Origin of the sequence: Micromonospora globbae, from assembly GCF_003610785.1 — a bacterium.
Classification (GTDB): Bacteria; Actinomycetota; Actinomycetes; order Mycobacteriales; family Micromonosporaceae; genus Micromonospora; species Micromonospora globbae.
The window spans coordinates 1-13,975 of the sequence record NZ_RAQQ01000010.1; the positions used below are offsets into that span (position 1 = coordinate 1).

The 13,975-nt window shown below is 74.9% G+C and carries 11 protein-coding genes; 8 read left to right on the plus strand and 3 right to left on the minus strand.

Annotated features, from left to right (window positions below; translation table 11 throughout):
* Window positions 1-218: 218 nt before the first annotated feature.
* From D7I43_RS15110 to D7I43_RS15145, 8 genes are all read left to right on the plus strand, one after another.
* Complete coding sequence (locus D7I43_RS15110; protein WP_120329146.1) at window positions 219-632, plus strand: VOC family protein; 414 nt, start codon at window positions 219-221, stop codon at window positions 630-632.
* A gap of 49 nt (window positions 633-681) precedes the next feature.
* A complete protein-coding gene (locus D7I43_RS15115; protein ID WP_120329147.1) occupies window positions 682-2,256 on the plus strand; it encodes an FMN-binding glutamate synthase family protein in 1,575 nt (524 codons plus the stop codon).
* A gap of 60 nt (window positions 2,257-2,316) precedes the next feature.
* Window positions 2,317-2,838 (plus strand): GNAT family N-acetyltransferase, encoded by a 522-nt coding sequence (locus D7I43_RS15120; RefSeq protein WP_120329148.1) that lies wholly within the window; start codon window positions 2,317-2,319, stop codon window positions 2,836-2,838.
* Window positions 2,839-2,877: 39 nt separating this feature from the next.
* Window positions 2,878-3,297 carry a hypothetical protein gene (locus D7I43_RS15125; protein ID WP_120329149.1) on the plus strand — a complete coding sequence of 140 codons (420 nt, stop codon included), beginning with the start codon at window positions 2,878-2,880 and terminating at the stop codon, window positions 3,295-3,297.
* A 70-nt stretch (window positions 3,298-3,367) separates the two neighbouring features.
* Entirely contained in the window at window positions 3,368-4,555 is a 1,188-nt protein-coding gene (dinB, locus tag D7I43_RS15130) for a DNA polymerase IV (protein WP_120329325.1), read from the plus strand.
* A gap of 190 nt (window positions 4,556-4,745) precedes the next feature.
* Window positions 4,746-6,602, plus strand: a complete 1,857-nt coding sequence (locus D7I43_RS15135; protein WP_120329150.1) for a GH39 family glycosyl hydrolase — start codon at window positions 4,746-4,748, stop codon at window positions 6,600-6,602.
* Between the two features lie 4 nt (window positions 6,603-6,606).
* Window positions 6,607-8,427 carry a GH39 family glycosyl hydrolase gene (locus D7I43_RS15140; RefSeq protein ID WP_120329151.1) on the plus strand — a complete coding sequence of 607 codons (1,821 nt, stop codon included), beginning with the start codon at window positions 6,607-6,609 and terminating at the stop codon, window positions 8,425-8,427.
* On the plus strand, window positions 8,424-9,956 hold the full coding sequence (locus tag D7I43_RS15145; protein WP_120329152.1) for an alpha-amylase family glycosyl hydrolase: 1,533 nt from the start codon (window positions 8,424-8,426) through the stop codon (window positions 9,954-9,956). The genes D7I43_RS15140 and D7I43_RS15145 overlap by 4 nt, the downstream gene beginning before the upstream one ends.
* 129 nt (window positions 9,957-10,085) lie before the next feature.
* Here the strand turns inward: D7I43_RS15145 and D7I43_RS15150 are convergent, their stop codons facing one another.
* From D7I43_RS15150 to D7I43_RS15160, 3 genes are read right to left on the minus strand one after another with little or no spacing between them, the layout of a single operon-like run.
* Window positions 10,086-11,957, minus strand: a complete 1,872-nt coding sequence (locus tag D7I43_RS15150) for an ABC transporter ATP-binding protein (RefSeq protein ID WP_120329153.1) — start codon at window positions 11,955-11,957, stop codon at window positions 10,086-10,088.
* A 1-nt stretch (window position 11,958) separates the two neighbouring features.
* Window positions 11,959-12,888 (minus strand): ABC transporter permease, encoded by a 930-nt coding sequence (locus D7I43_RS15155; protein WP_120329154.1) that lies wholly within the window; start codon window positions 12,886-12,888, stop codon window positions 11,959-11,961.
* 31 nt (window positions 12,889-12,919) lie between these two features.
* Window positions 12,920-13,915 carry an ABC transporter permease gene (locus tag D7I43_RS15160; protein ID WP_120329155.1) on the minus strand — a complete coding sequence of 332 codons (996 nt, stop codon included), beginning with the start codon at window positions 13,913-13,915 and terminating at the stop codon, window positions 12,920-12,922.
* Window positions 13,916-13,975 lie beyond the last annotated feature (60 nt).

Below are 13,975 nucleotides of genomic sequence, written 5' to 3' on the forward strand. Positions count from 1 at the left end.
GCCCTCATCTGCCTTGCCCGACGCCGCTGCGACGTCCTATTCGCCATGCTCCGCCACAAGACCCCCTACCAACCACGCCCGACGGCCCCCGTCGCTGCTTGACGAAACCCATAGGGACACCCCCCCGCCGCCCCGAACAGGGGAAACGCCCTCGCGCCTCGTTGTCCACCGCCACCTCGTCTGCCACGATGACGCAGGTCACGACCAAGGAGGGTGCTGTGGCTTCGCGACTCAACCCGTACCTGAACTTCCCCGGCAACGCCCGGGAGGCGATGGAGTTCTACCAGCAGGTCTTCGGCGGTTCGCTGCGGATGAGCACGTTCGGCGAGTTCGGCGCCGCGGAGCCGGGCACGGCCGACCAGATCATGCACGCCATGCTGGAGACCGACCGGGGCTTCACGCTGATGGCGTCCGACCTGCCGCCCGGCATGGAGCACACGCCCGGCACCACCATCAGCGTCAGCGTCAGCGGGGACGACGCCGACGAGCTGCGCCGCTACTGGGAGCGGCTCAGCGAGGGCGGTGTCGTGACCATGCCGCTGGAGAAGCAGATGTGGGGCGACGAGTTCGGCATGTGCACCGACCGCTTCGGCATCCCGTGGATGGTCGACATCACCCCGCCCCAGGGCTGATCCGCCGCCACGCCGTTTGCCCGCCGGTGATCCCGGAAAGAGTCCGGGCATGAGATGGGCACGTCGAGTCCTGCCCGCGGCGGCCGCCGCCGTCGCGGCCCTCGCCGCGCGGGACCTGGTCCAGCGCGACCACGCGCTGTTGCGCACCTTCCCGGTCGTGGGCCGCGCGCGGTACCTGCTGGAGGCCATCGGGCCCGAGCTGCGCCAGTACATCGTGGCCGGCAACAACGAGGAGCGCCCGTTCACCCGGGACCAGCGCCGCTGGGTGTACGCGTCGGCGAAGCAGCAGAACAACTACTTCGGCTTCGGCACGGACAACGACATCGAGTACACCCCCGGGTACCCGATCATCAAGCACCGCACCTTCGGGCGTGCCGTCCCGCCGTCGGCCCCCGAGGCCGGGCACGACGTGCGGCTGCCCTGCGCCAAGGTGCTGGGCGCCGCCCGCGGCCGGACGCACGCCTTCCGGCCCGAGTCGGTCGTGAACATCTCCGGCATGAGCTTCGGGTCGCTGTCCGGCAACGCCGTCGAGGCGTTGAACCGCGGCGCCGCGCTGGCCGGGTGCCTCCAGAACACGGGGGAAGGTGGACTGTCGCCGTACCACCGCAACGGCGGTGAGCTGGTGTTCCAGATCGGCACCGCGTACTTCGGCTGCCGGGACGGGCGGGGCCGGTTCAGCCTGGCCCGCCTCAAGGAGCTGGTGGCCTCGGCGCCCGTGCGGGCGCTGGAGATCAAGCTGAGCCAGGGCGCCAAGCCGAGCCTCGGTGGCCTGCTGCCCGGCGCGAAGGTCTCGGCGGAGATCGCCGCCACCCGGGGCATCCCGGCGGGGCGGGACTGCGTCAGCCCGTCGCGGCACGCGGAGTTCTCCGACTGCGACAGCCTGCTGGACTGGGTGGAACTGCTCGCCGCCGAGACCGGGCTGCCGGTCGGCATCAAGTCCGCGGTCGGCGACCTCACCTTCTGGCAGGAACTCGCCGACCTCATGCGGGACACCGGGCGAGGCGTGGACTTCGTGACCGTCGACGGCGGCGAGGGTGGCACGGGCGCCGCCCCGCTGATCTTCACCGACTCGGTCTCGCTCCCCTTCCAGCAGGGCTTCACCCGGGTCTACCGGATCTTCGCCGAGCGGGGTCTGCACGAGCGGGTGGTCTTCGTGGGCGCCGGCAAGCTCGGCCTGCCCGACAACGCCGTGGTCGCGTTCGCGCTCGGCTGCGACATGGTGAACGTCGGCCGGGAGGCCATGCTCGCCGTCGGGTGCATCCAGGCGCAGAAGTGCCACACCGACACCTGCCCCACCGGTGTGGCCACCCAGAACGCGTGGCTGGCCCGCGGCCTCGACCCGGCGCGGAAGTCGGTACGGGCGGCCAACTACGTCCGGACGCTGCGCCGCGACCTCGTGAAGGTGGCCGAGGCGTGCGGCGTCGAGCACCCCGGCCTCATCGACACCGACGCCGTGGAGATCCTCGACGGCCGTACCGGCTCCACCCCGCTGCACGAGGTGTACGGCTACCGTCCGGGATGGGGACTGCCGTCGGCCGCGGACCGCGCCGAGATCGTCCGCCTGATGACCGGCGAGGCGCCGCAGGGCGGCAGCGCCCCACCCTCGCCGACCGCCCGGACCTGAGCCGGACGCCGGAGGAAAAATCGTCGGCGCCGGATCCGGGGACGCCCCTATCGTGGGCCGGTGCTGATCAGACGCGAGACCCCCGCCGACGTCGACGCCGTCCGCGCGGTGCACACCGCCGCCTTCGCCCGGCCGGACGCCGCCGTACCGGTCGAGGCCACCCTCGTCGACGCGCTGCGCGCCGACCCGGCCTGGCTGCCCGCCCTGTCGCTGGTGGCCACGGACCCCGCCGGCCAGGTGGTGGGGCACGTGGTGTGCACGCGGGGGTGGGTGGCGGGCGAGCCGGTCGCGCTGGGGCTCGGCCCGCTCGGCGTGCTGCCGCAGTGGCAGCGCCGCGGGGTGGGCTCGGCGCTCATGCACGCGGTGCTCGGCGCGGCCGACGCCCGCGACGAGGCGCTCGTGGTGCTGCTCGGCCACCCCGAGTACTACCCGCGGTTCGGCTTCCGCCCCGCCGTCGACCACGGTGTCACCCCGCCCGTCCCCGAGTGGGGACCGCGCTACTTCATGGCCCGCCCGCTCAGCGCGTGGTCGCCGGCGATCCGGGGCGAGTTCGCGTACGCGGAGCCGTTCCGGCAACTGTGACCTAGCCGATCGTGACCGGAGTGTTGCATTCTGGTTGCCATGGGCGAGGTGCTGCCGATCCCCGGCTTCGGTGACCTGTTCGCCGACACCCGGGGCGGGGACCGGACGATGCGGGTCAGCTACCACGCGGACCGGGAGGCCCTGGTCCTGTCCCTGTGGAGCGGCGCGGTCTGCCGGGGCTCGTTCCGGATGGCGCGGGGCGACGTGCCGCGACTGCTGGCGCTGCTCGCCGCGGTCACGGCCGCCGACCCGACCGCCACGCCGCCGGACGCCACCCCACCCGACCGCACCGACCCCCGGGTCGGCGTCGTGCGACGCCCCGCCGTCGCGGCGGGCGGCGACCCGGCCGGCGGGCCGGCGCACCGCGACGCGCCGCCCGTCGTGCCCGCGCCGCGCGTGGAGTCCGCGCCGCGCAGGGAGCCCGCGCCACGCGTCGCGCCCACGCCGCGGGTCGCCTGACCGGTCGCGCTCCGCCGGACGTTCCGGCAGGTCAGTGCCACGATCGCGGCGGCCGTGCGAACATGTGTTCGTGTCGACCGGGGCCACCATCCTGCACGCCGACCTGGACGCGTTCTACGCCTCGGTCGAGCAACGGGACGACCCTCGGCTGCGCGGCCGACCCGTGATCGTCGGTGGCGGTGTCGTGCTCGCCGCCAGCTACGAGGCGAAGGCCCGGGGCGTACGCAGCGCGATGGGTGGGCGCCAGGCGCGCCGGCTCTGCCCGGACGCGGTCGTGGTGCCGCCGCGGATGTCGGCGTACACGGCGGCCAGCCGCGCCGTGTTCGACATCTTCCGGGAGACCACGCCACTGGTCGAGGGGCTCTCGGTCGACGAGGCGTTCCTCGACGTGGGTGGCCTGCGCCGGCTTGCCGGGCCACCGGAGGACATCGCGGCGCGACTGCGCCGCACCGTGCGCGAGCGGGTCGGCCTGCCCATCACCGTGGGGGTGGCGCGGACGAAGTTCCTCGCGAAGGTCGCCAGCGGCGTGGCGAAACCGGACGGTCTGCTGGTCGTCCCGCCGGAGGCGGAACTGGCGTTCCTGCACCCGTTGCCGGTGGAGCGGCTGTGGGGCGTCGGGCCGGTCACCGCGGCGAAGCTGCGGGAGCGGCGCATCCGCACCGTCGGCGAGGTGGCCCGCCTCGGCGAGGCGGCCCTGGTGTCGCTGCTCGGCGCGGGCGCGGGCCGCCACCTGCACGCGCTCGCGCACAACCGCGATCCCCGCCCGGTGCAGGTGGGCCGCCGGCGGGGATCGATGGGGGCGCAGCACGCGCTCGGCCGCGGGCCGCACGCGCCGGCCGACCTCGACGCGATCCTCGCGGGCCTCGTGGACCGGGTGACGCGGCGGATGCGCGCGGCCGGACGCAGCGGCCGGACGGTGGTGCTGCGGCTGCGCTTCGCCGACTACACCCGGGCGACCCGCTCGCACACGCTCGGCAAGGCCACCGACGACACGCGGCTCGTCCGCGACACCGCCCGGGCGCTGCTGCGTGCCGCGCTGCCCGAGATCGGGCGGCGCGGCGTCACGCTCGTCGGCGTCGCCGTGACCAACCTGGACGACAGCCACGTGCAGCTGACGCTGCCGTTCACCCCCGATCCCGGCGCCCGCCTCGACGCCGCCGTGGACGCCGTGCGGGACCGGTTCGGCACGAGCGCGCTCACCCGGGCGGTGCTGCTCGGCCGCGACACCGGGCCGGAGATGCCCCGCCTGCCGGACTGACGTGCGGCCGCCCGACGGGCGCCGGTCCGGAAGGGATCATCGCTGCCGGGGCGGCGGCCGGCGTCGGCGTACGGGGTGACCGGAGCCGATCAGGGCGGTCGAAAAAGTCGCGGACCGGGGGGCGCGACCGCGACAGAAACCGGTTACAGTGCTCGGACCGGATGACCCGACACACCAGGAGGTGCCCCCGGTGACGAGCACCAGCGACCACCACCCGGCCGACGCCCGGACCGACTGGGAGGCGCGGATCGCGCTGCGCAGCGACGAGGACGGCACGACGGACGGCACGCCCGTCCTCGCGCCGCCGGACGGGCTGACCGCGGTCCCCGGGGTCGGCCACGTCCACCTCTCCTGGGCGCCGGTGCCCGGTGCCGTCGGCTACCTCGTGCACCGCGCGCCGGTGCGCGACGGCGCCGTCGACGGCGAGCTGGTCCCCGTGGACCACCTCGGCGGTGACGTCCTCGCCGTGCCGGACACGTGGTACGTCGACACCACCGGCGAGCCGGGGCAGCCCTACGCGTACGCCGTGGCGGCCGTCCCCGAGGTCACCGTGACCGGGCCGCTCGGCGCCACCGTCACCTGCGCCTCGCTGCCCGCCGCCGCCACCGTCCCCACCGTCGACCTGACCGTCGACGCGGCCGCCGCCGGCGCGCCCCTGGCCCGTCCGTGGCAGCCGATGATCGGCAGCGAGCGCCTGTCCCAACTGCTCTGCACCGACACGTCCGGTGGCCGGGAGATCGGCGTGGAACTGCTCGCGGCGCTGCGCCGGGTCCGCGACGAGATCGGCGTCGACACCGTCCGGGCCCACTCGATCCTCCACGACGACCTGGGCGTCTACCGGGAGGTGGACGGCGAGCCCGTCCTCGACTTCACCGGCGTCGACCGGGTCTACGACCTGCTGCTCTCGACCGGGCTACGGCCGGTCGTCGAGATCGGTTTCATGCCCCGCGACCTGGCCAGCGACCCGCAGCGGACGGTCTTCGAGTACCGGGGCGTCATCTCGCCGCCCAAGGACTGGGACCGCTGGGCGGCCCTCGTCCGCGCCCTCGTCGCCCACCTGCTGGAGCGGTACGGCGAGGAGGTCCTGACCTGGGACTTCGAGGTGTGGAACGAGGCCAACCTCGAGGTGTTCTGGTCGGGCACCCGCGACGAGTGGATGCGGCTCTACGACGTCACCGCCCGCGCCGTGAAGGACGTCGATCCCCGGATCCCGGTCGGCGGGCCGTCGTCGGCCGCCGCCGGCTGGGTCGACGCGCTGCTGTCCCACGCCCGCCGCTCCGGCGCGCCGGTGGACTTCGTCTCCACCCACACGTACGGCAGTCCGCCGCTGGACCTGCGTCCCACCCTCGCCCGGCTCGGCTTCCCGGACGCGCGGATCCTCTGGACCGAGTGGGGCGTCACCCCGACCCACTTCCACCCCGTCAACGACGGCACGTCCGCCGCGACCTTCCTGCTGAGCGGCATGCGCTCGGCCGCCGGGCGGGTCGACGCCCTGTCGTACTGGGTGGCGAGCGACCACTTCGAGGAGCTGGGCCGCCCGCCGCGGCTGCTGCACGGCGGCTTCGGCCTGATCACCGTCGGCGGGATCGCCAAGCCGCGCTACCACGCGCTGCGGATGCTCAGCCAGCTCGGCGAGACCGAGCTGCCCGTGCGCGCGTCCGGCGACGGCGCCGGCGGCCTCGTCCAGACCTGGGCGAGCCGGCGCGCCGACGGCACCCTGGCCGTCCTGGTCTGGGCGCACACCCTCGACCAGTCCAAGCGGGACGGTGACCCGGCGCTCGCCCGGCGGATCCGCCTCGCCGTGGACGGCCCGGCCGGCCGGACCGTCACCGTGACCCGCCTCGACCGCGAGCACGGCGACATCACCACCCTCGCCGAGCGGCTCGGCATCGGCGACTGGCCGGTGGGCGAACAGTGGGACGCGCTGCGCGCCGTCGACTCGCTGACGGCGGAGAAGGTCGAGACCGGCACCGAGGGCGGGGCCGCCGTGGTGGAGCTGCACCTGCCGCAGCCGGGCGCCGTCCTCGTCGAGGTCGCCGGGAGCTGAGGCCGTGACCGCCACGCCCGCACCCCGCGCGACGGCCTCCGGCGCCCCGGCGGACGCCCCCGCCGGGACGGCCGGGGGTGTCCGGGTACGCCCCGGGCGGGGCCAGGTCGACGTCGACTGGGACCCCGTGCCGGGCGCCGCCGGCTACCTGGTGCACCGCGCCGACGGCGACGGCCCGTTCCAGGTGGTCGACCACCGGGGCGGGGACCTGCTCGCGGTGCCCGGCCCGCCGTACGCCGACACCACCGTCGAGCCCGGACGGACCGTGCGGTACGCCGTGCGCCCGGTGCACGACCCGGACCGGCCCGGGGACGGCCCGCTGGGGACGGCGTCCGTGCCGGTGGCCGCACGGGCCGACGGTGACGCGCGCGTCGAGGTCGACGTGGACGTGTCCCGCCCGGCCGGGCTGGTGCACCGGCCGTGGCGGGACACCGTCGGCTCCGAACACCTCAGCCTGCTGCTCAGCACCGACCGCGTCGGCGGCGAACCGATGGGCGCCGGGCTGGCGGCCGCGTTGGGGCGGGTGCACCGCGAGCTGGGCGTACGGCGGGTGCGCGCACACGGCATCCTCGGCGACGACCTGGGGGTCTACCGGGAGGTGGACGGCCAACCGGTGCACGACTTCGCGGGCGTCGACGCCGTGCTGGACGCGCTCGCCCCCACCGGCCTGCGGCCGGTGCTGGAGCTGTCGTTCGTGCCCCGGGCGCTGGCCCGCGACCCGTCCCGTGAGGTCACCGCCGCCGGGGTGTCCAGCCCGCCGAAGGACTGGGACCGGTGGGCGGCGCTGGTCGGTGACCTGATCCGGCACCTGCGGGCCCGGGTCGGGGACGCGGAGCTGCGGCGCTGGGCCGTCGAGGTGTGGAACGAGCCGGACCTGGAGTGCTTCTGGACCGGCACCCGCGAGGAGTACCTGCGGATGTACGACGTGACCGCCCGCGCGGTCCGCGCGGCCTGCCCCGAACTGCCCGTCGGCGGGCCGGCGACCGCGGCCACCAGGTGGATCGAGCCGTTCCTCGACCACGTCGACGCCTCGGGCGCGCCGCTGGACTTCCTCTCCACCCACGTGTACGGCAGCCCGCCGCTGGACCTGCGCCCCGCGTTGGCCCGGCACGGGCGCGCCGGCACCCCGCTGCTCTGGACCGAGTGGGGCCCCTCCCCCACCCACTTCGCCCCGGTCAACGACTCGGTGCTCTCGGCCGCGTTCGTGGCCACCGGCATGCAGGAGGCGGCCGGCCGGGTCGACGCGCTGGCCTGCTGGGTGGCGAGCGACCACTTCGAGGAGCTGGGCCGTCCACCCGCGCTGCTGCACGGCGGGTTCGGGCTGCTGTCGGTCGGCAACCTGGCCAAGCCCCGGTTCTGGGCACTGTGGATGCTGGAGCGGCTCGGCCCGCTCCGGCTGCCCGCCCGCCTGGCCGGGGACGGCGCCGGCACCCTCGTGCGGGCCTGGCCGTCGGTCGACCCGGAGACGGGGCGGGTGGCCGTGGTGGTGTGGAACGGCACGCTCGACCAGGGGGTGCTGGACCGGCCCGCGCAGCGCCGCCGGCTCGGCCGGGACGTACGGCTGCGGCTGGGCGGCCTGCCCGGCGGGGCGTACACGCTGCGGCACCGGCGGCTGGACGACGAGACGTCCAACCTGGCCGCGACGGCCCGCCGGCTCGGCGTCGACGGCTGGCCCACCGGGGAGCAGTGGGCCGCGCTGCGCGCCGCCGACACGCTCGCCGACGCGGCGTCCCCGCGGACCGTCACACCCGACGACGGCCGGCTGGCCCTGACGCTGACCCTGCCCATGCCGTCGCTGTCCCTGCTGGAGCTGACCCCGCGATGACCGCACCCTGGTGGCGCGAGGCCGTCACCTACGAGGCGTACGTCCGCTCGTTCGCCGACGGCGACGGCGACGGCCTGGGCGACCTGCCCGGCCTGCGCGGGCGCCTGCCCTACCTGGCCTCCCTCGGCGTCGACGCGCTGTGGATCACCCCGTTCTACCCCAGCCCCGACCACGACGCCGGCTACGACGTCACCGACCACCGCGACGTCGACCCCCGGCTGGGCACCCTCGCCGACGCCGACGGCGTGATCGCCGACGCGCACCGGCTGGGCCTGCGGGTGGTCGTCGACCTGGTGCTCAACCACGTCTCGTCGGCGCACCCCTGGTTCGTGGCCGCCCGCGCGGCCGGCCCCGGCGCGCCCGAGCGCGCCCGGTTCCACGTCCGGCCCGGACGCGGCCCCGACGGCGCCACCCCGCCGACCAACTGGCCGTCCATCTTCGGCGGCCCGGCGTGGACGCCGTTCGGCGACGGCGAGTGGTACCTGCACCTGTTCGACCGCGAGCAGCCCGACCTGCGGCACGAGCACCCGGAGGTGGCCGCCGACGCCCTCGCGACGCTGCGGTTCTGGCTGGACCGGGGCGTGGACGGGGTGCGCTTCGACGCCGCCGGCTCGCTGTCGAAGGACCCCGCGTACCCGGACCTGCCCGACGGGTGGCGGCCGGGCGACCCGGCGCCGTACAGCGACCGGGACGAGGTGCACGAGATCTACCGCCGCTGGGCGCGGGTGCTGGCGTCGTACCCGGGCGACCGGCTCGGGGTGGCGGAGACCTGGGGCGGGCCGGACGTGCTCGCGCCCTACCTGCGCCCCGACGAGCTGGGGCAGGCGTTCGCCATGGACCCGCTCTACTGGCCGCTGCGCGCACAGCCGTGGCGGGAGGGCGTCGACGCGCTGCTGGCCGCCACGGGACGGCACGGGCGGCTGCCCACCTGGGTGCACGGCAGCCACGACGTGCGCCGCGCCGCCGACCGGTGGGGGCCCGACGGCGCCCGGGCGGTGCTGCTCCTGATGCTGGCGTTGCCCGGCGCGGTCTACCTGTACGCGGGGGACGAACTCGGCCTGCCCGAGGTGGCGCTCGCCGACGAGGAGATCCGCGACCCGGTGTTCCGGCGCTCCGGCGGCGCCGACCGGGGCCGCGACGGCGCCCGCGTGCCGCTGCCGTGGACCGACGGCCCGGCGCCGTACGGCTTCGGCCCGGACGGCGCGACCCCGTGGCTGCCGCAACCCGCCGGCTGGGGCGCGCGGTCGGTGGCCCGGCAGAGCGACGACCCGGCCTCCCCGCTGGCGGTGACCCGGGCCGCGCTGGCGCTGCGCGGCGCGTGGTGGCGGGGCCGGCCGGAGGAGCTGACCTGGCGGGACGCGCCCGCCGACTGCCTGGCCTTCCGCCGGGGGCAGCACGGCCCGACCTGCCTGGTCAACTTCGGGGACGCGCCGGTGGACTGGCGCCCGTACGGCCGGCGGCTGCTGCTGGCCAGCGCCCCGGCGACGGAGGAGAAGCTGCCGGCGCGCGCCACCGCGTGGCTCGCGTGAGAGCGCGCGCGACAGACCTGGCTCGCGTGAGAGCGCCGGCCACCGCCTGGCTCGCGTGAGCGAAGGGGCCCCCGCGGACGCCTCGGGTGGCGCGGGGGCCCCTTCGTGACACCCGGTCGGCGGCGTGACCTAACCGGCGGCCGCCTTCGCGAACGGGTTCGGGATCGAGTCGAGCAGCAGCCTCGTGTACTCGTCGCGGGCCGCCCCGATCACCTCCCGCGTGGGGCCGCGCTCGACCAGCACGCCCTGGTTGAGCACCAGCACCTCGTCGGCCAGCAGCCGGGCGCTGAGCAGGTCGTGGGTGATGTAGAGCATCGCCAGCCGGCGGTCGCGGACCAGGTCGCCGAGCAGTTCGAGGATCTCGGCGCGGATCGACACGTCCAGCATGGAGATCGGTTCGTCGGCGATGAGCACCCGCGGGTCGGGCGCGAGGGCCCGCGCGGTCACGACCCGCTGCCGCTGACCGCCGGAGAGCTGGTGCGGCAGCTTGTCGAGGAACTGGCCGGCCGGGGCGAGTCCGACGCTCTCCAGCAGCTGCGCGGCGCGCTCGCGGGCGGCCGCCCCGCGCAGGCCGGCGAAGTTGGCCAGCGGCCGGGACAGCGCGTACGCGACGGTGCGGGTCGGGTTCAGCGCGCTGAACGGGTCCTGGAACACCATCTGCACGTGGCGGCGGTAGTCGCGCAGGGCCGCGCCCCGCAGCCGGTCCACCCGCACGTCGGTGCCGTCGTCGCCGGTGAACCGGACCTCGCCGCTGGTCGGGCGTTCCACCGCCGTGACGATCCGGGCGAGGGTGGACTTGCCGCTGCCGCTCTGCCCGACGAGGGCCGTCACGACGCCGGGGCGCAACGCGAAGGACACGTCGCGGACCGCCTCGACGCTGCTGGTCCGCAGCCCCCGCCGGGTGGTGTAGCGCTTGCTCACCCCCGTGACCGTGAGCACGGGGGCGGCCTCGGCCGCGTCGGCCGGCCGGTCGAGGGTGCCCGTGGCCGGGAAGTGGCTGCCCAGGGTGGTGGCGGCGTCGGCGCTGCCGAGCGTCACCACCGGCAGCCGGTCGGACTGGGCGACCAGGCAGCGGACCAGCCCGTGCCGGTCGGGCAGCAGGTCCGGGTGCGTCGTCCGGCAGGCGTCCTCCACGTGCGGGCAGCGGGCGGCGAAGAGGCAGCCGGTGTGCGGCCGGGACAGGTCCGGCGGCCGGCCGGGGATGTAGCTGACCCGGACGTCGGGCAGGCGCGGGTCGGCGTACGACCCGAGCAGACCACGGCTGTACGGGTGCCGGGGCTCGCGGAGCATGTCGGCGGCGCGGCGGTCCTCGACGATCTCGCCGCCGTACATGACCATGACGCGGTCGGCCATCTCCAGCACGGTGCCCAGGTCGTGGCTGATGAACAGCACCGCGAAGCCCAGCTCGCGGCGCAGCTCGGCGAGGCGGGTGAGGATGCCCCGCTGGACCACCACGTCCAGCCCCGTGGTGGGTTCGTCGAGCAGCACGAGCTTGGGGCGCAGGGCGAGGGCGAGCGCGAGGGCCACCCGCTGTTTCATGCCGCCGGACAGCTCGTGCGGGTACGCCCGCAGCACCCGCCGGTCCAGGGCGACCAGTTCGAGCAGTTCGGTGGCGCGTTCGGTGACGTCGCCGGGCACCTTGTGCGCGGCGAACGTGTCGGCGAACTGGGCGTGCACCCGGATCACCGGGTTGAGCGAGTTCATGCTGCTCTGGAACACGGTGGACAGGTCCACCCAGCGCAGCTCGCGCAGCTTCTCCTCGTCGGCGGTGGTCAGGTCGACGCCGTCGAAGGTGACCCGACCGCCGGTGATGCGCGCCGGCGGTGAGAGCAGCCGCAGCACCGCGTTGCCGAGCGTCGACTTGCCGCAGCCGGACTCGCCGAGCAGTCCCACGAACTCGCCCTCGGAGATGTGGAACGACACGTCGTGCACGGCCCGGTTCGCCGGCTGGTCGCGGGGGGTGTAGGTGACCGAGAGGTGGTCCACCTCGAGCAGAGCCATGTCAGTCCTCCCGCAGGTGGGGGTTGCTCAGCGCGTCGATGCCGAAGTTGATGAGCGTGAAGGAGGTGATGAGCAGGGAGAGCGCCAGGCCGGGGGCGATGAGCCAGGCCCACTGGCCGGTGAGCATCGCGCCGCCGAGGCTCGCCTGGTTGAGCATCGTCCCCCAGCTGACGGTCAGCGGGTCGCCGAGCCCGAGGAACGCCAGGCCCGCCTCGCCGCCGATGGCGCCGAGCGCCGCGCCCATGAACCCGACCACGATGAGCGAGGTCATGTTCGGCACGATCTCGCGGGCGATGATCCGGGCCGTGCGGTCGCCGGCGAACCGGGCGGCCGTGATGTAGTCCCGGGTGCGCAGGGTGATGATCTGCGAGCGCTTGATCCGGGCGCCGTACGCCCAGCCGGTCACGCTGATGACGATGATGATCAGCCAGAGCCCGCGGACCGGGGCGTACGCGGCGAGCGTCACCATGAGCGGCAGCGCCGGCACGACGAGGCCGAGGTTGATGAGGAACGACAGCACCTCGTCGACCCAGCCGCCCACGAACCCCGCCGTGAGGCCGACGACCAGGCCGATGAGGGTGGAGAGGACGCCGGCCGCGAGGCCGACGACCAGCGAGGTGCGGGCGCCGACGACCAGTTGGGAGAAGACGTCCTCGCCCTGCGCCGTGGTGCCCAGCCAGTGGTCGGCGGTGGGGCCCAGCGAGGTCGGGAACGCGTCGTCGCGCGGGTCGTACGGGGCGATCAGCGGCGCGAACACCGCGACGAGGACGAACGCCGCGAGCATCAGGATGCCGATGCGGCACTTGCGGTTGCGCCAGAGGATGACGAACCAGCCGGGCAGCCGGGTGCCGCGGGCCACCGCGGTGGCGGCGGCCTGCACACCCTCGGTGTCCGCGCCGGGCGCGGGTACGGCGGGGGCCGGTGTGCTCACGCGTCCTCACCCCGCCCGTCGTGACCGATGGTCATACCGACTCCACCTTTCGCACCCGGGGGTCGAGGAACCCGTAGAGCAGATCGGCCAGGAAGTTCGCCACGAGCACGCCGATCGTGGTGAACAGGAAGATGGCCTGCATCAGGGGGTAGTCCCGGCTGGACACCGACTCCAGCAGCAGCCGGCCCATGCCGGGGTAGTTGAAGACCGTCTCGACGAGGACGGTGCCGCCGAGGATGCCGCCGAGCGCGATGGCGAAGCCGGTGACGTTGGGCAGGATCGCGATGCGCGCGCCGTAGGTGATGGCGACGCGGCGCCGGGGCAGTCCGCGGGCGACCGCGAGGCGGGTGTGGTCCTCGCCGAGGCTCTGCACCATGTTGTTGCGCATGCCGATGATCCAGCCGATCGGCCCGGTGATCAGCAGCGCCACCGCCGGCAGCACGCTGTGCTGGAAGGCGTCGGAGATGAACAGCCAGTTCCATCCGGGCGAGCTGCCGCCGCCGTAGCCGCCGCGCTCAGGGAACCAGCGCAGCGTGATGGCGAAGACGTAGACGAGCAGCAGGGCGAGCCAGAAGAACGGCAGCGTGCCGAGGAACGTCGAGCCCAGCGTGATGACCGAGTCGACGCGGCTGTTGCGGCGGTACGCGGCCCAGGTGCCGAGCAGGGTGCCGACGACGAACGAGATGATCTGCGTGACGCCGACCAGGATCACCGTCCACGGCAGCGCCTGCCCGATCATGTGGGTCACGCTGTACGGGAAGTACGTGTACGAGATGCCGAAGTCGCCGTGCAGCACCGCCCCGAGGTACTGGACGTACTGGTCGAAGAGGTTGCCGTCCGGGGTGCCGAGCATGACGCGGATCGCCTGCACCTGGGCCGGGTCGATGCTCTCGCTCTGCCCGGCCAGCCGCGACACGATGGCCTCGGCCGGGTCGCCGGGCTGCAGCCGCGGGATCAGGAAGTTCAGCGTGACGGCGGCCCACAGGGTGCCGAGGAAGAACAGGAAGCGTCTGACGAAGTAGGCCACGGGAGCCATCCCTTTCTCGGGGCGTGCCGGCCGGCGCGCGCGGGCGCGCCGGCCGGCCGT

Excerpts from the sequence above, each read along its gene's own strand:
- D7I43_RS15115 (WP_120329147.1), top strand. The coding sequence starts at position 682 with ATGAGATGGGCACGTCGAGTCCTGCCCGCGGCGGCCGCCGCCGTCGCG.
- D7I43_RS15125 (WP_120329149.1), top strand. The coding sequence starts at position 2,878 with ATGGGCGAGGTGCTGCCGATCCCCGGCTTCGGTGACCTGTTCGCCGAC.
- D7I43_RS15145 (WP_120329152.1), top strand. The coding sequence starts at position 8,424 with ATGACCGCACCCTGGTGGCGCGAGGCCGTCACCTACGAGGCGTACGTC.
- D7I43_RS15150 (WP_120329153.1), bottom strand. The coding sequence starts at position 11,957 with ATGGCTCTGCTCGAGGTGGACCACCTCTCGGTCACCTACACCCCCCGC.